Genomic DNA, 17,107 nt, shown 5'->3' on the forward strand with positions numbered 1-17,107 from the left:
TGCGCGGGAGGGCTTCGGCCCTGCCGGGTTGTCCTGATGTCTCGGTTCGCCAACCTGCGTACAGCTGCCACCATTTCTGTTTGGCGACATTGATGGTGCAGCTCCCTTAACATCAGGAGCTTCATCATGAAAAAGATCGTGTCGAAGATGCGCTGGTGCATGCGTCGCTGTATTTGAAGTGCGCGAGCCTGACCGGGCCGCTGGCGGTCGAGCATACCCGTGAGCCGGGGCGAGGGTTTCTTCAGGCGACCCTACATTCCCATGAAATGGCCAAGGCATTGGTTGATGCGTTGCTCGATGGGCTGGAGAGCCGTTTGATCAGGATGCCAGGCGGCGCCTGAGTTGCGAGCGCGTTGCGCTCGATCGCTGGCAAGGCCAGCTCCCACAGGTCCGGAGTGTGCCCAGATTAACTGTGGGAGCCGGCTTTGCCGGCGATACGGTCGGTCAGGCGACTCAGCTTGGGCTTCTGGTGGTGATCTTCAGCACATCGGTATAAACGATGACCACAGACTGGCCGACCTTGAGATTCTTCATGCGCTCCTGAAGTTCAGGGTCTTCGACCTTCACTACCTTTTGTGGACCTTCAGGTGGCGTCAGCGTGACTTCGTGGGTTTTCAGATCAATCTTGGTGATCTTCGAGGTGACCTTGATCTGCCGAAATGCCTCGCCACCTGGGTTAGGGTTGTCCTTGGTGGCGCGAATGACACCGGCCTCCTTGCTGATGCCCGGGGCCTTGGTGAGGTCGGTTTCGAGCACAGTAGCAACCGAGCGGTTGACTGTGATGTTGACCAGGTCGCCGACCTTGAGATTATGCAGGTCCTTGGCCTGTTCGCTCACCTGGATCGGCACCTCAGAGTCCTCAGGCCCTGCCACCGTAACGACGCGCTTATCGAGGTCAACGGCAAGGACTTTGGTATCCACCACATCCTCAGTGGCGACAGCGTCGATCAGCTTCTCTTCTGCCTGCACCGTGAAACTGGCTGCAGACAGAAGTGAAACAACAGCAAAAGCATGGGCAAAGCGGCGCAACGGTTTCATAGGCTTACATTCCTTGTGATGGCTAATGAAAAACATCGTAGGAAGTGAGCATAGATGCTGTCCGGCAAATTACCCGTCGGCGTTTTGTCGCAGCCGTTCGAGCAAGGCGTCCTTGTCCTGCCACAGCTGGTTGATCCATTGCTGGAAGGCCAGGCGATAGGTTTCATCCTGGTCGTAGTTCTTGCCCAGGAACTCCGCCGGAATCGCCAGTTCCTCGAAGTGCACGACAATGTGCCTGACCCGCCCGCACAGCAAGTCCCAGAAGCCCGGTGCACCGTTCGGATAATGAATGGTGACGTTGACGATCGACTGCAGTTGCTCGCCCATGGCATCCAGTACAAAGGCAATGCCGCCGGCCTTGGGCTTGAGCAGGTGCTGGAACGGTGACTGCTGCTGGCGATGCTTGGCTTCGGTGAAGCGCGTGCCTTCGGCGAAGTTGAAGATCGCCGTCGGCTTGCCGCGAAACTTGGCGCAGGTGCGGCGGGTGGTTTCCAGGTCCTTGCCGGCCTTTTCCGGGTGCTTGGCCAGGTACGCCTTGGAATAGCGCTTCATGAACGGAAAGCCCAGCGCCCACCAGGCCAGGCCGATCACCGGCACCCAGATCAGCACCTGCTTGAGGAAGAACTTCAGCGGGCGGATACGGCGGTTGAGCACGTACTGCAGTACCAGGATATCGACCCAGCTCTGGTGGTTGCTGGTGACCAGGTAGCTGTGCTGGTAGTCCAGCCCGGCCAGGCCCTCGACCTGCCAGCGGGCCTTGCCCAGCAGGTTGATCCAGGCATTGTTGTTGCTGATCCAGGCTTCGTGGATGTGGCGCATCAGTTCATCGGTGAGCCGTTGCGCGGCCGCGAACGGCAGGCACAGCTTGAACAGGCTGACGATGAACAACGGGGTGCAGCAGACGATGGTGTTGAGCCCCAGTAGCAGCGAGGCGATAACCCCGCGCAGTGGCGCGGGTAGCAATCCGAGCATGTTCAGCTATCCAGTGAGCGGTTGGCCTGAATGGCGGTCAGGGCGATGGTGTAGACGATGTCGTCGACCTGGGCGCCGCGTGGCAGGTCGTTGACCGGCTTGCGCAGGCCTTGCAGCATCGGCCCGAGGCTGACGCAGTCGGCACTGCGTTGCACGGCCTTGTGGGTGGTGTTGCCGGTGTTCAGGTCGGGGAACACGAACACCGTGGCGCGGCCGGCCACCTGGCTGTTGGGCGCCAGTTGCCGGGCGATCTCCAGGTTGGCCGCGGCATCGTACTGCAACGGGCCGTCGATCAGCAGGCCGTGTTGGGATTCCTGGGCCAGCACGGTGGCTTCGCGGACCTTCTCGACCTCTTCGCCGCTGGCCGAGTCACCGCTGGAATAGCTGATCATCGCCACCCGCGGGGCAATGCCGAAGGCTTCGGCGGAGTCGGCGCTCTGCAGGGCGATTTCCGCCAGCTCGTTGGCTGTCGGGTGCGGGTTCATCACGCAGTCGCCGTACACCAGCACCTGTTCGGGGAACAGCATGAAGAACACCGACGACACCAGGCTGCAGCCCGGCGCGGTCTTGATCAGTTGCAGGGCTGGGCGGATGGTGTTGGCGGTGGAGTGCACCAGGCCCGAGACCAGGCCATCGACCTCGTCCAGGGCCAGCATCATGGTGCCGATCACCACCGGGTCTTCCAGTTGCTGCTCGGCCATCGGCGCATTAAGGCTTTTGCTCTTGCGCAGGCTGACCATCGGCTCGACATAACGCTCGCGGATCAGGTCCGGGTCAAGGATCTCCAGGCCCTCGGGCAGGGTGATGCCCTGGGCGCGGGCCACCGCCTGGACGTCGTCAGGCTTGGCCAGCAGCACGCAGCGGGCAATGCCGCGGGCCTGGCAGATGGCCGCGGCCTGCACGGTCAGCGGTTCTGCGCCTTCCGGCAAGACGATGCGTTTGTTGGCCTGCTGGGCGCGCTGGATCAACTGGTAGCGGAACACCGCGGGCGACAGGCGCAGTTCGCGCGGCGTGCCGCAGCGCTGGTGCAGCCAGTCGGCGTCCAGGTAGCTGGCGACGAAATCGGTGATCAGCTCCGCGCGCTCGCGGTCATCCACCGGGATTTCCTTGTTCAGGCCGTTGAGCTGGTTGGCGGTGTCATAGGAGCCGGTGCTTACCGAGAGAATCGGCAGGCCGGCCAGCAGCGCGCCCTGGCACAGTTCGAGGATGCGCGGGTCGGGTTTGCTGTCGCTGGTCAGCAGCAGGCCGGCCAGCGGCACGCCGTTGATCGCCGCCAGGCTCACCGCAAGGATGATGTCGTCGCGGTCGCCCGGGGTCACTACCAGCGTACCGGGCTTGAGCAGCGGCACGGTATTGGCCACGGTGCGGGCACAGATGATGATCTTGTTCATCCGCCGGGTTTCGTAGTCGCCGGCATTGAGCACCTGGGCGCCGAGCAGTTCGGCCACGTCGCGGGTACGCGGATCGTTGAGGCCGGCCTGGAACGGGATGCAGCCGAGCAGGCGGAAGTCGCCGCCGCGCAGCAGCGGTGAATGCTCGGTCAGGCGCGCGGCGAAGGCGTTCATGTCTTCGTCGGTGCGCACCTTGTTGAGGATTACCCCGAGCACTTTCGGGTCGCGCGGGCCGCCGAACAGCTGGGCCTGCAGCTCGACGCGCCCGGACAGCTCGGTGAGCACTTCGTTTTCCGGCGCCGACACCAGGATCACCTCGGCATCCAGGCTCTTGGCCAGGTGCAGGTTGACCCGCGCGGCGTAGCTGGCGTGGCGGGTCGGGACCATGCCTTCGACCACCACCACGTCCTTGCCGACGCAGGCCTGCTGGTACAGGGTGATGATTTCTTCGAGCAGTTCATCCAGTTGACCATCGCCGAGCATACGCTCGACATGGGCCAGGCTCAGCGGCTGTGGCGGCTTCAGGCCATGGGTACGGGCAACCAGTTCGGTGGAGCGCTCAGGGCCGGTATCACCCGGGTGCGGCTGGGCGATCGGCTTGAAGAAGCCGACCTTCAACCCGGCGCGCTCCAGGGTGCGCACCAGGCCCAGGCTGATGGAAGTCAGGCCGACGCCAAAGTCGGTCGGCGCGATAAAAAATGTCTGCATGCGAGCTTCTCGAAATGAGCTGTGCAAAAGAGTCAATTGCCAAGGGTATCGCTATCGGCCCCCTGAGCGCACCCGCCGCAAATATCCGGCAACCCGTTTGTCCGGGTTGCGTTCGCTTTCAGGCGATGCCTTGGTTACACTTGTTCGTTCTACATTCTTATGCAAAAGGTCTCGCCCCATGCTGATCGCCGCCAAAAAGGCTGTCTCCATCGACTATACCCTGACCAACGACGCTGGTGAGGTCATCGACAGCTCCGCCGGCGGCGCTCCGCTGGTCTACCTGCATGGCGCAGGCAACATCATCCCGGGTCTGGAAAAAGCCCTGGAAGGCAAAACCACCGGTGACGAACTGGAAGTCGCCGTCGAGCCGGAAGACGCCTACGGCGAATACCTGGCCGAGCTGGTCAGCACCCTGAACCGCAGCATGTTCGAAGGTGTCGACGAGCTGGAAGTGGGCATGCAGTTCCACGCTTCGGCGCCGGATGGCCAGATGCAGATCGTCACCATTCGCGACCTGGACGGCGACGACGTCACCGTTGACGGCAACCACCCACTGGCTGGCCAGCGCCTGAACTTCAAGGTCAAGGTCGTCAATGTGCGTGAAGCCAGCGAAGAAGAAGTAGCCCATGGCCATGTCCATGGCGAAGGTGGCCATCACCACTGATTTTCTGCGCTAAGCTCAGAGAGTCGCGAAGGCGCCCGGGCAAGTCCGTCGCTCCAGCAGGGGAAGACGGCTTGGCAGGGCGCCTTTTTAATGGGCTGGGTTTACTGATTGCAGCCCCCAGCGGCAACCGGGATCTGGAAAGGGGAGTACGTCATGAGTGCATTTCACGACCTGAAGTTGACAGCGCTGGACGGCCAGGAATTGCCTCTGGCACCGTTCAAGGGCCGGGTGGTGCTGGTGGTCAATGTCGCCTCCAAGTGTGGCTTGACCCCGCAGTACGCGGCGCTGGAAAACCTTTATCAGCAGTACAAGAGCAAAGGCTTCAGCGTGCTGGGCCTGCCGTGCAACCAGTTTGCCGGCCAGGAGCCGGGCACGGAGAAGGAAATTCAGGCGTTCTGCAGCCTGAACTATGGCGTGAGCTTCCCACTGGGTAGCAAGCTCGAAGTTAACGGTCATGACCGTCATCAGCTGTACCGCTTGCTGGCCGGCGAAGGCGCCGAGTTTCCGGGCGATATCACCTGGAACTTCGAGAAGTTCCTGGTCGGCAAGGACGGCCGGGTACTGGCGCGCTTCTCGCCACGCACCGCGCCGGATGATCCGGCGGTGGTGCAGGCGATCGAGAAGGCTCTGGCCTGATCGGCCCCATCGTGGGGCAAGCCCGCTCCTGCAGAAGTAGGAACGGGCTTGCCCCGCGATGCTGTTCAATCACCCAGATCAATAGTACTGGGCCACCCGAACGGCTCACCCTATCCTCAGGCGCATTCCCTATTCCCAGGAGCGCCGCATGTCCGCCACCGCACTGTTCACTCCCTTCCAACTGGGCGCCCTCGAGCTGCCGAGCCGCGTGGTCATGGCACCGATGACCCGTACCTTCTGCCCTGGTGGTGTCCCTCACGCACAAGTGGTTGAGTACTATCGTCGCCGCGCCGCCGCAGGCGTTGGCCTGATCATCACCGAAGGCACCACGGTCGGTCATAAAGCCGCCAACGGCTACCCGAATGTGCCGCGTTTTTACGGCGAAGATGCCCTGGCCGGCTGGAAGAAAGTCGTTGAAGCCGTGCACGCTGAAGGCGGGCGCATCGTGCCGCAGCTCTGGCACGTGGGTAGCGTGCGCCGCCTGGGTACCGAGCCGGATGCCAGCGTGCCGGGCCATGGCCCGAGCGAGAAGCTCAAGGACGGCCAGGTCGTGGTGCATGGCATGACCCAGGCGGATATTCGTGAAGTGATCGAGGCTTTCGCCCAGGCCGCTCGTGATGCCCAGGCCATTGGCATGGATGGCGTCGAGATCCACGGTGCCCATGGTTACCTGATCGACCAGTTTTTCTGGGAAGCCAGCAACCAGCGCACGGACGAATACGGCGGCGACTTGGCCGGCCGTTCGCGCTTTGCCATCGAGTTGATCCAGGCCGTGCGCGCCGCGGTAGGCCCGGACTTCCCGATCATTTTCCGCTTCTCGCAGTGGAAGCAGCAGGACTACAGCGCACGTCTGGTGCAGAGCGCCGATGCCCTGGGCGCATTCCTGCAACCACTGGTGGATGCTGGTGTGGATATCTTCCACTGCTCGACCCGACGCTTCTGGGAACCTGAGTTCGAAGGTTCGGACCTCAACCTGGCCGGCTGGACCCGCCAGCTCACCGGCAAGCCGACCATCACCGTCGGCAGTGTCGGCCTGGATGGCGAGTTCCTGCAGTTCATGGTCGCGACCGACAAGGTGGCCCAGCCGGCCAGCCTGGAAAACCTGCTCCAGCGCCTGAACAACGACGAATTCGACCTGGTGGCAGTCGGTCGTGCCTTGCTGGTCGACCCGGAATGGGCGGCCAAGGTGCGCGATGGTCGCGAGCAGGACATCCTGCCGTTCAGCCGCGAGGCGTTGACGACCCTGGTTTGATCGCAATTGCCGCTGCAGTCGGGCGCGCCATGCTGACCTGACTCTGGCGGCAGGCTGCCTGCAGATGCGCCTCGAATTGCTCGACAATCGCCGGCCAGCCCTGACGGCTGGCATGCTGGCGGGCATTGAGGCGCACCCGGCGCAGGGTTTCCGGCTCTTCCAGGAACCAGCAGGCGGCATCGATAAAGGCCGCTTCGTCCCCTGGCATGGCCAGCGCACCGCTATGCCCGTGGCGGATGTGCTGGGCTGCCGCCGCTTGATCGTAGGCGACCACACCCAGGCCTGAGGCCAAGGCTTCGAGCACGACGTTGCCGAAGGTTTCGGTCAGGCTGGGAAACACAAAGATATCCCCTGAAGCGTAGTGTTCGGCCAGGCGTTCTCCGCGCTGGGCGCCGCAGAACATCGCGCCCGGCAGGCGCTGCTCGAGTGCGCTGCGTTGCGGCCCGTCACCGACCACGATCAGCTTGATGCACCGCTGCGGGTACTGTTGTTGCAGGGCGTCCAGGCACGGCTGCAACAAACCCAGGTTCTTTTCGGCGGCCAGGCGTCCGACATGCAGCAGGGCGATATCGTCGACGCCCAGGCCCCATTGCTCGCGCAAGGTCTGACTACGCCTGGCCGGGGTAAACAACTGGCTGTCCACTCCCCGGGCCATCAGGCTGAGGTTGTCGAAGCCGCGCCGTTCCAGCTCCAGGCGCTGGCTGAGGCTGGGCACCAGGGTGGTGTGGGTTCGGTGATGGAACCAGCGCAGGTAGTGGGTAAGCAGCCGCGCCAGCAGGCCGAGGCCGTACTCGCTGGAGTATTGCTGGAAGTTGGTGTGGAAGCCACTGACCACGGCGATGCCCAGGCGCCGCGCCGCGCGCAGGGCACTCAAACCCAGCGGGCCTTCGGTGGCGATGTAAAGCACATCCGGCCGTTGCCGGCGCCAGCGGCGCAGCAGTTTGTGCATCGACACCTGGCCCCATTGCAAACCCGGGTACCCCGGCAACGGCCAGCCGCGACACAGCAGCAGGTTGTCGTCGCTGGCCGAGGGCTGTTCAGCCGCTTGCCGCGGGCGTACCAGCTCGACCCGATGGCCGCGTGATCGCAAGCCATCGCTGAGGCGGCCAAGGGTGTTGGCCACGCCGTTGATCTCCGGTGGGAAGGTTTCGCTGATCAGGGTGACATGCAGGGACAGTGTGCTCATGAAGCCAGTTTCGACCGTGCCGATTGCCGCTCTGTGACCGCCAAATGACAGATCGATGACGCCTGATTACTGGCGATTGCAGGCGCGTAAATATTTCCCAGCAAGTGACTCAAGATTGCAGGTCCGCCAGCCGATGCAGAAGCATTCGAATGACTGATTTCGCTCCGGGAGAGCGTCATGTTCAACAGCAAACTCAAGCAAGAAATCCTCCGGCTGCGCGAAGAACTGCAATCAGTGGAGCAAGTAAAGTGCAGCCTCGACAGCGAGATGCTGGTGCTGCAGCTCGACCCGCAGGGGCGCATCGAATCGGTCAACAGCAACTTCGAAAAAGAGATGCGCTACAGCAGCCATCAACTGATTGGCCGCAACATCGAGGAAATCGTCCCGGCGCACGTCAAGCAGCTCGACTTTTACCAGCGCATGAAGCACGCCATTGCCCGTGGCGAGCATCTCAATGGCGCTTTCCGCCTGCTGCGGGGCAATGGCGAAGAGGCCTGGCTGCGCTCGATCCTGCAGCCGGTGAAAAACAGCGAAGGGCGTATCAAATACTTCACCCTGCACTCCAGCGACCTGACCCGCACCATCGAAACCTCCCGCGAGCACGAGAGCCTGATCAAGGCGCTGATGCGCTCCACGGCGGTGATCGAGTTCAACCTCAACGGTGAAGTGCTGACGGCCAACGAGCGCTTCCTGCAGACCATGGGCTACAAGCTCGACCAGGTGGTGGGCAAACATCACCGCCTGTTCTGCGAACCGGAAGAGTACAACTCGGTGGGTTATCACGCGTTCTGGGACAAGCTGCGCCGCGGCGAGTTCGTCGCCGAACGCTTCAAGCGCATCGATGCCCATGGCCGCGTGGTGTGGCTGGAGGCGTCCTACAATCCGATCATCGATGCCCATGACGTGCTCTACAAAGTGGTCAAGTTCGCCACCGTGATCACCGACCAGGTCAACCAGGAAACGGCCGTGGCCCAGGCTGCCGACATCGCCTACAACACCTCGCTGGAAACCGACGCCTGTGCGCGCAGGGCCACCGAGGTGGTGACCCAGACCGTGGATGTCATGCGCGGCCTGGAAACCTACATGCAGGAAGCCGCCGAAGGCATCGAGGCGCTGGACAAGCAGTCGCAGGTGATCGGTTCGATCATCAAGACCATCAGCGACATTGCCGGGCAGACCAACCTGCTGGCCCTCAACGCCGCCATCGAGGCCGCACGTGCCGGCGAGCAGGGCCGGGGCTTTGCCGTGGTCGCCGACGAGGTCCGGCAACTGGCTTCGCGCACCAGCACCGCGACTGAGGAAATCGCCCGAGTGGTGCAGCAGAACGAACACCTGGCCAAGGCGGCGGTGGATATCATCGACAGCAGCAAGCGCCAGGCCGAGCAAGGCCTGTCACTGGCCGGGCAAACCGGTACGGTGATCGTCGAGATTCAGGACGGTGCGCAGAAGGTGGTCAATGCGGTGGGGCAGTTCTCCAACCAGCTGTCGAGCTGATGGAGGTGCCGCGTAGCCGGGCGGCTACGCGGCGATGCCTCAGGTACGTTCGCGCACCCAGAACAGCGTGGCGCCCGCCACCGCCGCCGGCATCATCAGGATGTTGAGGAAGGGCACCAGCAACACCAGGTACACCGAACCGCCAAAACCCAGGCTCTGCCAGCGCTTTTCGCGCAGCCAGGCGAGCATGTCCTGCCAGCTCATCTTGTGGTTATCCGCCGGGTAGTCGATGTACTGGATGGCCATCATCCAGATACCGAACAGCAGCCACAGCGGCGCGGCGACGATGTTCACCACCGGGATCAGCGAAAGGATGAACAGAGCGATGGCCCGTGGCAGGAAGTAGCCCAGCTTGCGCGCCTCGCGGCCGAGGGTGCGTGGCACCATGGCAGTGAGTTCGGCCCAGCTGAAGGCGGGAAAATCATCGGTGCCGCGCACCACCACTTCGACCTTCTCCGCGAGGAAACCATTGAACGGCGCGGCGATGATGTTGGCCAGCATGGTGAAGGTGAAGAACACCATCAACCCCACCAGAATCACGAACAGCGGCCACAGCACATAATTGAGAAAGCTCAGCCAGTTCGGCAGGCTGGGCATCAACGAATCGACCCAGAGGCTGAACTGATGGCCGGCAAAGTAGACCAGGCCGACGAACAGCAGCAGGTTGACCGCCAGCGGCAGCAGCACGAACAGGCGCAGGCTCGGGCTCAGGACCAGTTTCAGTCCTTCGCGCAGGTACTGTGGGCCAGAGAGGACAGGGGCTTGCATAAAGGGGGAGGCTCCGGGTAAAGGCAAACGCGCTGACCTTACCGAGTTTGTGCGGCGGGCGAAAGCGCGGCGCAGAGCGAGAAACGGGCTGTAACAAAACCTCGGCAGCATCCCGGGCTGGGCTTCATAGATAAACCGCGTGCGATTTTATTGATGAATAGAGCCGGCCTATAAGGTGGATTGTCTAAGGATATTTCCTTAATCTCTGCCACCTCGCTAAAGTGCGCACAACTTTTCAACGCCTTCGAATTCTGACTTTCAAGGAGTTTCCATGAGCATTCTGGTCAACAAGCAAGCCCCTGATTTCGATGCGGCGGCAGTGTTGGGCGACGGTTCGATCGTCGACAGCTTCAAGCTTTCTTCCCTGCGCGGCAAATACGTCGTGCTGTTCTTCTGGCCGCTGGACTTCACCTTTGTCTGCCCGTCGGAAATCATTGCCCACAACAACCGCATGGACAAGTTCCGCGAGCTGGGTGTGGAAGTGGTCGGTGTTTCCATCGACTCGCAGTTCACCCACCACGCCTGGCGCAGCACCCCGGTCGAGAAGGGCGGTATCGGCGCGGTCGAGTTCACCATGGTCGCCGACGTCAAGCACGAGATTACCCGTGCCTATGGCATCGAGCACGATGACGGCGTGGCCCTGCGTGCCTCGTTCCTGATCGACCAGCAAGGCGTTGTGCAGCACCAGGTGGTCAACAACCTGCCGCTGGGCCGTGAAGTCGACGAGATGATCCGCCTGGTCGAGGCCCTGCAGTTCACCGAACAGCACGGTGAAGTCTGCCCGGCCGGCTGGCGCCCAGGCCAGAAAGGCATGAAGGCCGATGCCAAGGGCGTTGCCGACTACCTGGCCGAGAACGCCGCCAGCCTGTAAGGCGGCGAGCTAACGTTTTTCAGGACCTGCGGCTAAAAGCCTTCCCCAAGTGCTTCGCAGGTTCTTTTTTATTCCAGCCGGCGATCCCGGCGATACGATGCTGGCAATTGAACGCCAGCTCGACAGGAGTGTGACATGTCTGAAGTACGCCATTCGCGAGTGATCATCCTCGGTTCCGGCCCTGCCGGTTACAGCGCTGCCGTGTATGCAGCGCGTGCCAACCTCAAGCCGCTGCTGATCACCGGCATGCAGGCCGGCGGCCAGCTGACCACCACCACCGAAGTCGACAACTGGCCGGGCGACGCCCACGGCCTGACCGGCCCGGCGCTGATGCAACGCATGCAGGAACACGCCGAGCGCTTCGAGACCGAAGTGGTGTTCGACCACATCAACGCCGTTGACCTGGCCAGCAAGCCGTTCACTCTCAAGGGCGACAGCGCCACCTACACCTGCGACGCACTGATCATCGCCACCGGCGCCAGCGCTCGCTACCTGGGCCTGCCATCGGAAGAAGCGTTCATGGGCAAGGGCGTTTCCGCCTGCGCGACCTGCGACGGTTTCTTCTATCGCAACAAGCCGGTCGCCGTGGTCGGTGGTGGTAACACCGCTGTTGAGGAAGCCCTGTACCTGGCCAACATCGCCAGCAAGGTCACCCTGGTTCACCGCCGCGAGACCTTCCGCGCCGAGAAGATCCTGGTCGACAAGCTCAACGCCCGCGTGGCCGAAGGCAAGATCGAGCTGAAGCTCAATGCCACCCTGGACGAAGTGCTGGGTGACAACATGGGCGTCACCGGTGCGCGCCTGAAGAACAACGACGGCAGCTTCGACGAAATCAAGGTTGACGGCGTATTCATCGCCATCGGCCACACGCCGAACACCTCGCTATTCGAAGGCCAGCTGACCTTGAAAGACGGCTACCTGGTGGTGAATGGCGGCCGTGACGGCAACGCTACTGCGACCAACGTTGAAGGTGTGTTCGCTGCCGGTGACGTGGCTGATCATGTTTACCGTCAGGCCATTACTTCGGCCGGTGCCGGTTGCATGGCGGCGCTGGATGTCGAGCGCTACCTGGACGGCCTGCAGAACGCAGCGCTCTGAGGATTGCGCGAGCGCTCTGTGCTCGATCGCTGGCAAGGCCAGCTCCCACAGTTGATCTTGTGAGCTAACAAAAAACCGGCCTGATGGCCGGTTTTTTTGTGTCTGCAATCCGCCTCAGAGGCTAAGGCGCATCGACAGATCCACCGCCTTTACATCCTTGGTCATCGCCCCGATCGAGATGTAGTCCACGCCCGTTTCAGCAATCACCCGCAGGGTGCTTTCAGTCACGCCGCCACTGGCTTCAAGCTTGGCCTTGCCGCCGTTCAGGCGCACCGCTTCGCGCATGTCGTCCAGGCTCAGCTCATCGAGCATGATGATGTCGGCGCCCGCATCCAGGGCCTCTTTGAGCTCGTCCAGGCTTTCTACCTCGATCTCCACCGGCTTGCCCGGGGCAATGCGGTGCGCGGCAGTGATCGCTTCGGCGATGCCACCACTGGCGGCGATGTGGTTTTCCTTGATCAGGAAGGCGTCGTACAGGCCGATGCGGTGGTTGTGGCAACCGCCGCAGGTCACCGCGTACTTTTGCGCCAGGCGCAGGCCGGGCAGGGTCTTGCGGGTGTCGAGCAGCTTGACCTGGGTGTCGGCCACCTTGTCGGCGAGGAACTGCGCGTGAGTCGCAACGCCCGACAGCATCTGCAGGAAGTTCAGCGCCGAGCGCTCGCCGCTGAGCAGGGAACGGGCCGGGCCTTCAAGGTGGAACAGCACCTGGTTGGCGGTGGCGCGGTCGCCATCCTTGACCTGCCAGTGCACCGCTACCCGTGGGTCGAGCTGGCGGAATACCGCATCAACCCAGGCCGTACCGGCAATCACGCAGTCATCGCGGGTAATGATGGTGGCCTTGGCCAGGCGCTCGGCCGGGATCAGCTGGGCGGTGATGTCGCCACTGCCGATGTCTTCGAGCAACGCACGGCGCACGTTGGCTTCGATTTCGGCGGTCAGGTCGGCGAGGCGTAAATTCGGCATGGCGGGCTCCACAAGCTAAGTGCCGGCGATTATAGGGCAGGGCAGCCCGCGCTTGCAGCAAACACTGCAGTGGCGGCCGAAGCTTGACCTTTGGTCAGGCCGAATGAGCGTTTCACGCTGGCACCGGTCTATCAGCAGCGGTATGCGCGCACTGGCGAGTGAAGGGTTTTTACTCGATAATGCGCCTTGTATTTGGCGTCATAGCTTTGACGACCACCAGAAAAGCTCAAAATCGAACCTGCAAGGAGACCAGGATGCACAACGACGGGAAGGTGGTGCCGATCAAGGCCATCACCGATCAGGCGCACAATGCGCCCCTCGCTCGTCTGCCGGTGGTGCTTCTGCAGGTACGTGACAAGGCCGCGCTGCAACTGCGCCAGGGCCTGCAGGCGTTGTTCGACAACGCCGACGACACCCTGTTCGAGATGGCCGACAAGGCCGCCAACAACGTCGAACAGAACATCCTTTTCGAAGCCATGCGCGACCTGCGCCTAAAGCGCAAGAACATCGAGCGCGGCTATCTTGACCACTTCTATGAAGCCTTCGTGCAGATCGGTCAGCCCGATTCACTGCCGGCCCTGCACAGCCATGGCTACGACCGCCTGGCGCTGGTGGCCAATGACGAGCTGGAACGTACCGTGGCGCTGGATGCCATGGTCGCGCGGGTGCTGGCCCGCGACGGCATCGCCCTCAACCAGTTGACCCTGCGATTCAGCGCCCTGGTGGGCCAGGCCCTGGACGATCCGCGCAACCCGCTGGGCCCGGCGATGCTCTGCGATTACTTTTTGCGTGCCGGGCGCAGTCTGGGCGTGGGGATCAAGGTCAAGCTGATCATTCTCAAGCTGTTCGAGCGCTATGTGCTGCACGACGCCGACCAGTTGTACGGCGAAGCCAATCAACTGCTGATTGCCACTGGCGTGCTCCCCGAGCTCAAGGCCGTGCCGCGGCGCCGCGCCCAGGACCGCCCGCAGGCTGAACGCGAGGCTTCGGCCAGCGCAGCCGGCAACGAATCGCCCAATGATTCGCTGGATGCCAACGGCCAGGCGGTGTTTGCCTCGTTGCAGGCCCTGCTTTCGCCGGTGCGCGGGCGTGTTGCCCCGCGCCTGGAGGCGTGCGAGCAGGTGCAGGCGATCAGTACCCGTGACCTGTTGCGCCTGCTCTCGCACCTGCAGCATTACGTGCCGCCAACACCCGAGACCGACGACTTCGACCTGCACCAGCAGCTTGAACAACTGCTGACCCGGGTCAGCGTAAAAAGCGGCACCTACCGCAAGATCGAAGTGGTCGACGAGGATGTCATCAACCTCATCGCCATGCTTTTCGAGTTCATTCTCGCCGACCGCAACTTGCCGCGCTCGCTGCGCGCCCTGATCGGCCGCATGCAGATCCCGATGCTCAAAGTGGCGGTACTCGACAAGAGCTTCTTCAGCCGCAGCAGTCACCCGGCCCGGCGCCTGCTCAACGAGATCGCCACGGCAGCCATGGGTTGGGGCGCCAGTGATGATTGCCAGCGCGACAGCCTGTACCTGCGGGTCGAAAAAATCGTCCAGCGGCTGCTCAGCGACTTTGTCGACGACCCGGCGATTTTCTCCGAACTGCTCGCTGAATTCCTTGCTTTCAGCAGTGATGAGCGACGCCGCAACGAGCTGCTGGAACAACGCACGCGCGACGCCGAGGAGGGCCGCGCACGCACCGCGCTGGCTCGTCAGCGGGTGCAGCAGGAACTCAACCGGCGTCTGCTTGGCCGCTCGTTGCCGCGGGTGGTGGTGCGCCTGCTCGAAGAAGCCTGGAGCCAGGTGGTGTTGCTGGCCTGCCTCAAGCATGGCGACACCTCCAGCCAGTGGCTCGAAGCGCTGGAGACCATGGATGAGCTGATCTGGAGCGTGCAACCGCACACTGAAGACCAGGCGCGCCTGCGCCTGCTGGAGCTGGTGCCGGGACTGCTCAAGGCATTGCGCGATGGCCTGGCCAGTGCCGCGTTCGATCCGTTTGCCACCAGCGAATTCTTTGCCCAGCTCGAAACCCTGCATGTGCAGATGTTCGATACACCGGTAGTGGGCGGGCGTGTTATCCACAATGACGCCAGCGAGCAGGTACTGGTGCTCGATGAAATCGTCTTGCCCACCCCGCAAGCCTGCGAGCCGCAAGCGGCCCAGGTGCGCCTGGCCGACGATGATCCGGCGTTGCTGCAGGTCGAGCGTCTGCGTATCGGCGCCTGGGTCGAGTTGGTCGATGAAGACGACGTGCAGCGCTGCAAGCTGATCGCCCGGATCGACAGCACAGACCGCTTCATCTTCGTCAACCGCACCGGCCTCAAGGTCCGTGAATGGTCGCGCATGGCCCTTGCCGTAGCCTTGCGCCGCGGGCATGTGCGCCAGCTGGACGACACCTTGCTGTTCGACCGGGCGCTGGACTCGGTACTCAGCCAGTTGCGCCAGGCGCAAGCACGCTAGATTCCTACGCGTTTTAACGATGCATCCAGCGCCACCACGGGGCATACTGAGCCCGTGCCCCCGTGTCTCAGGATTTTCTATGCAACTGGACCGCGCTACTGGCTGGTTCGCCGGCGTCCGCCACTGTCCTTCGCCCAACTGCAATGCCCGCGCCGAGGGTGAAGTCATCTCCCTGCTGGTTATCCACAATATCAGCCTGCCGCCGGCGCAATTTGGGACCGGCAAGGTCCAGGAGTTCTTTCAGAACCGCCTGGATGCCTGCGAACACCCGTATTTCGAAGGTATCAAGCATCTGCGTGTGTCGGCGCATTTTCTTATTGAGCGTGACGGCGAGGTCACTCAGTTTGTCTCCTGTCTGGACCGCGCCTGGCATGCCGGGGTGTCCTGTTTCGAGGGGCGCGAGGCATGCAACGATTTTTCCATCGGTATCGAGCTTGAAGGCACCGACGAGCTGCCTTTCACCGATGCCCAGTATCAGGCGCTGCAAGCATTGACCCGGCAGATCCAGGATGCCTGGCCGGCCATTGGCACTGAACGGATTCAGGGCCACAGCGATATTGCCCCGGGACGCAAGACCGACCCGGGTAGCGCTTTTGACTGGCCGCGCTACCGCGCCGGCCTCAAGGACAAGGAGAGTGAAACATGAGTTTTCTGGTGCTGTTGCTGGTGCTGTGGTTCGAGAAGTTCTCGGCCTTGCGCCAGCGTCTGCAACGCGATGGTTTTTTCGTTACCGAGCTTGCTCGCCTTGAGCGTGACGGCAGGCGCCATCCCTGGTGGGTACTGATCATCCTGGTGCTGCTGCCGGTGGCGCTGCTGGCCTTGCTCCTGCACGTGCTGGAGCCGGTGGCCTATGGCTTGCTGGCCTTGCCGGTGCACCTGCTGGTGCTGATCTACAGCCTCGGCCGTGGCGACATCAAGGCAGCGCAAGGACCGTTTCGCGACGCCTGGCGGCGCGGCGACGAGCAAGCAGCGGTGCATGTCGCCGAACGCGACCTGGGTTTGACCGCCGACAATGCCCAGGCCTTGCTGGAACGGGTGCAGGGCAACCTGCTGTGGCAGGCCTACCAGAGCTTTTTTGCGGTGATTTTCTGGTATTTCCTGCTCGGTCCGGCCGCAGCCCTGGCTTATCGGCTGCTGGCCCTGACCGCCGGGCATGCACGGACACCTACGCTGCGCGACCATGCCTTGCAACTGCGCCACGCCTTTGACTGGGCACCCGTGCGCGTGCTGGGCGTAAGTTTCGCCCTGGTCGGCAACTTCGTTGCGGTCAGCCGGGTGATGCTGCACGAGCTACTGAACTGGCACATCAGCGCCGCCGGCCTGATCGGCTCGGTCGGCCGCGTCGCGGGTGACCTGCCCGCCAGCACTTCGGCGGGCCCCGACGGCCTGCTCGGGCTGGACAACCTGTGGGAGTTGCTGCTGCGCTCGGCAGTGCTCTGGTACGCCTGTTTCGCCCTGTGGACAGTGCTCGGCTGAAGCCCATCGCGGAGCGGCCGTTGGTCGCTCCGCTGGCGGTTAACCTTAAGTTACAAACCCCCGATCCGATATGCGCTATACAGGTGTTGCTGAATACGTTCGGTGGCCTTGTGCCACTGTGGGGGTGCAAGCCGCAA

Annotated in this window: 16 protein-coding genes and 1 pseudogene; 10 read left to right on the forward strand and 7 right to left on the reverse strand. The window is 62.7% G+C overall.

The genetic code is table 11. From position 1 onward, the window contains the following. The first annotated feature begins 155 nt into the window (after window positions 1-155). Window positions 156-341 carry a hypothetical protein gene (locus ABM562_RS06185; protein ID WP_258578775.1) on the forward strand — a complete coding sequence of 62 codons (186 nt, stop codon included), beginning with the start codon at window positions 156-158 and terminating at the stop codon, window positions 339-341. A 112-nt stretch (window positions 342-453) separates the two neighbouring features. On the opposite strand, the gene ABM562_RS06190 is transcribed toward ABM562_RS06185, so the two are convergent. The 4 genes and pseudogenes from ABM562_RS06190 to ABM562_RS06205 form a co-directional block, all read right to left on the reverse strand. Then, window positions 454-1,038: a hypothetical protein gene (locus ABM562_RS06190; RefSeq protein ID WP_346616810.1), complete on the reverse strand. Its 585-nt coding sequence runs from the start codon at window positions 1,036-1,038 to the stop codon at window positions 454-456. A 69-nt stretch (window positions 1,039-1,107) separates the two neighbouring features. Continuing rightward, window positions 1,108-2,010: an acyltransferase gene (locus ABM562_RS06195; RefSeq protein WP_115088713.1), complete on the reverse strand. Its 903-nt coding sequence runs from the start codon at window positions 2,008-2,010 to the stop codon at window positions 1,108-1,110. 2 nt (window positions 2,011-2,012) lie between these two features. Beyond that, entirely contained in the window at window positions 2,013-4,109 is a 2,097-nt protein-coding gene (gene pta / locus ABM562_RS06200) for a phosphate acetyltransferase (protein ID WP_115088712.1), read from the reverse strand. A gap of 93 nt (window positions 4,110-4,202) precedes the next feature. After that, a pseudogene (locus tag ABM562_RS06205) lies at window positions 4,203-4,319 on the reverse strand (DUF3565 domain-containing protein); the annotation flags it as partial. Between ABM562_RS06205 and ABM562_RS06210 the strand changes: the two are divergent. The 3 genes from ABM562_RS06210 to ABM562_RS06220 all read left to right on the forward strand — a co-directional run bounded on the left by ABM562_RS06210 (window position 4,288) and on the right by ABM562_RS06220 (window position 6,661). Further along, window positions 4,288-4,773, forward strand: coding sequence for an FKBP-type peptidyl-prolyl cis-trans isomerase (locus ABM562_RS06210; RefSeq protein WP_115088711.1), 486 nt, complete (start codon window positions 4,288-4,290; stop codon window positions 4,771-4,773). The pseudogene ABM562_RS06205 and the gene ABM562_RS06210 sit on opposite strands and share 32 nt — an antisense overlap. 153 nt (window positions 4,774-4,926) lie before the next feature. After that, on the forward strand, window positions 4,927-5,409 hold the full coding sequence (locus ABM562_RS06215; protein ID WP_115088710.1) for a glutathione peroxidase: 483 nt from the start codon (window positions 4,927-4,929) through the stop codon (window positions 5,407-5,409). Between the two features lie 148 nt (window positions 5,410-5,557). Then, a complete protein-coding gene (locus tag ABM562_RS06220) occupies window positions 5,558-6,661 on the forward strand; it encodes an NADH:flavin oxidoreductase (protein ID WP_233674486.1) in 1,104 nt (367 codons plus the stop codon). On the opposite strand, the gene ABM562_RS06225 is transcribed toward ABM562_RS06220, so the two are convergent. Beyond that, on the reverse strand, window positions 6,630-7,847 hold the full coding sequence (locus ABM562_RS06225) for a glycosyltransferase family 4 protein (protein WP_258578779.1): 1,218 nt from the start codon (window positions 7,845-7,847) through the stop codon (window positions 6,630-6,632). The genes ABM562_RS06220 and ABM562_RS06225 overlap by 32 nt on opposite strands. A 177-nt stretch (window positions 7,848-8,024) precedes the next feature. Here ABM562_RS06225 and ABM562_RS06230 point away from each other — a divergent pair, with 177 nt between their 5' ends. Beyond that, window positions 8,025-9,341, forward strand: a complete 1,317-nt coding sequence (locus tag ABM562_RS06230) for a methyl-accepting chemotaxis protein (protein ID WP_115088707.1) — start codon at window positions 8,025-8,027, stop codon at window positions 9,339-9,341. Between the two features lie 39 nt (window positions 9,342-9,380). Here the strand turns inward: ABM562_RS06230 and cysZ are convergent, their stop codons facing one another. Next, the gene (gene cysZ, locus ABM562_RS06235; protein ID WP_115088706.1) at window positions 9,381-10,109 is read right to left on the reverse strand and encodes a sulfate transporter CysZ; all 729 of its coding nucleotides are present in this window, start codon (window positions 10,107-10,109) and stop codon (window positions 9,381-9,383) included. A gap of 271 nt (window positions 10,110-10,380) precedes the next feature. On the opposite strand from cysZ, the gene ABM562_RS06240 reads away from it, so the two are divergent. Together ABM562_RS06240 and trxB are read left to right on the forward strand one after the other, a co-directional pair. Further along, window positions 10,381-10,980, forward strand: coding sequence for a peroxiredoxin (locus tag ABM562_RS06240; RefSeq protein WP_010223549.1), 600 nt, complete (start codon window positions 10,381-10,383; stop codon window positions 10,978-10,980). A gap of 135 nt (window positions 10,981-11,115) precedes the next feature. Then, complete coding sequence (gene trxB, locus ABM562_RS06245) at window positions 11,116-12,078, forward strand: thioredoxin-disulfide reductase (protein WP_134064282.1); 963 nt, start codon at window positions 11,116-11,118, stop codon at window positions 12,076-12,078. A 114-nt stretch (window positions 12,079-12,192) separates the two neighbouring features. Here the strand turns inward: trxB and nadC are convergent, their stop codons facing one another. Continuing rightward, window positions 12,193-13,041 carry a carboxylating nicotinate-nucleotide diphosphorylase gene (gene nadC, locus ABM562_RS06250; protein WP_115088704.1) on the reverse strand — a complete coding sequence of 283 codons (849 nt, stop codon included), beginning with the start codon at window positions 13,039-13,041 and terminating at the stop codon, window positions 12,193-12,195. Between the two features lie 254 nt (window positions 13,042-13,295). On the opposite strand from nadC, the gene ABM562_RS06255 reads away from it, so the two are divergent. From ABM562_RS06255 to ampE, 3 genes are all read left to right on the forward strand, one after another. Continuing rightward, window positions 13,296-15,494 carry a DUF1631 domain-containing protein gene (locus ABM562_RS06255; RefSeq protein ID WP_233674485.1) on the forward strand — a complete coding sequence of 733 codons (2,199 nt, stop codon included), beginning with the start codon at window positions 13,296-13,298 and terminating at the stop codon, window positions 15,492-15,494. A gap of 79 nt (window positions 15,495-15,573) precedes the next feature. Beyond that, window positions 15,574-16,140 (forward strand): 1,6-anhydro-N-acetylmuramyl-L-alanine amidase AmpD, encoded by a 567-nt coding sequence (ampD, locus tag ABM562_RS06260; protein WP_115088702.1) that lies wholly within the window; start codon window positions 15,574-15,576, stop codon window positions 16,138-16,140. Further along, window positions 16,137-16,970: a regulatory signaling modulator protein AmpE gene (gene ampE / locus ABM562_RS06265; RefSeq protein WP_115088701.1), complete on the forward strand. Its 834-nt coding sequence runs from the start codon at window positions 16,137-16,139 to the stop codon at window positions 16,968-16,970. Before ampD ends, ampE begins: the two co-directional genes overlap by 4 nt. Window positions 16,971-17,107: the final 137 nt, after the last annotated feature.

This window comes from Pseudomonas sp. ZL2 (assembly GCF_054788455.1).

Bases quoted from the DNA above. Each gene is read 5' to 3' on its own strand.
- ABM562_RS06190 (WP_346616810.1), bottom strand. From the start codon at position 1,038: ATGAAACCGTTGCGCCGCTTTGCCCATGCTTTTGCTGTTGTTTCACTT.
- ABM562_RS06195 (WP_115088713.1), bottom strand. From the start codon at position 2,010: ATGCTCGGATTGCTACCCGCGCCACTGCGCGGGGTTATCGCCTCGCTG.
- pta (WP_115088712.1), bottom strand. From the start codon at position 4,109: ATGCAGACATTTTTTATCGCGCCGACCGACTTTGGCGTCGGCCTGACT.
- ABM562_RS06210 (WP_115088711.1), top strand. From the start codon at position 4,288: ATGCTGATCGCCGCCAAAAAGGCTGTCTCCATCGACTATACCCTGACC.
- ABM562_RS06215 (WP_115088710.1), top strand. From the start codon at position 4,927: ATGAGTGCATTTCACGACCTGAAGTTGACAGCGCTGGACGGCCAGGAA.
- ABM562_RS06220 (WP_233674486.1), top strand. From the start codon at position 5,558: ATGTCCGCCACCGCACTGTTCACTCCCTTCCAACTGGGCGCCCTCGAG.
- ABM562_RS06225 (WP_258578779.1), bottom strand. From the start codon at position 7,847: ATGAGCACACTGTCCCTGCATGTCACCCTGATCAGCGAAACCTTCCCA.
- ABM562_RS06230 (WP_115088707.1), top strand. From the start codon at position 8,025: ATGTTCAACAGCAAACTCAAGCAAGAAATCCTCCGGCTGCGCGAAGAA.
- cysZ (WP_115088706.1), bottom strand. From the start codon at position 10,109: ATGCAAGCCCCTGTCCTCTCTGGCCCACAGTACCTGCGCGAAGGACTG.
- ABM562_RS06240 (WP_010223549.1), top strand. From the start codon at position 10,381: ATGAGCATTCTGGTCAACAAGCAAGCCCCTGATTTCGATGCGGCGGCA.
- trxB (WP_134064282.1), top strand. From the start codon at position 11,116: ATGTCTGAAGTACGCCATTCGCGAGTGATCATCCTCGGTTCCGGCCCT.
- nadC (WP_115088704.1), bottom strand. From the start codon at position 13,041: ATGCCGAATTTACGCCTCGCCGACCTGACCGCCGAAATCGAAGCCAAC.
- ABM562_RS06255 (WP_233674485.1), top strand. From the start codon at position 13,296: ATGCACAACGACGGGAAGGTGGTGCCGATCAAGGCCATCACCGATCAG.
- ampD (WP_115088702.1), top strand. From the start codon at position 15,574: ATGCAACTGGACCGCGCTACTGGCTGGTTCGCCGGCGTCCGCCACTGT.
- ampE (WP_115088701.1), top strand. From the start codon at position 16,137: ATGAGTTTTCTGGTGCTGTTGCTGGTGCTGTGGTTCGAGAAGTTCTCG.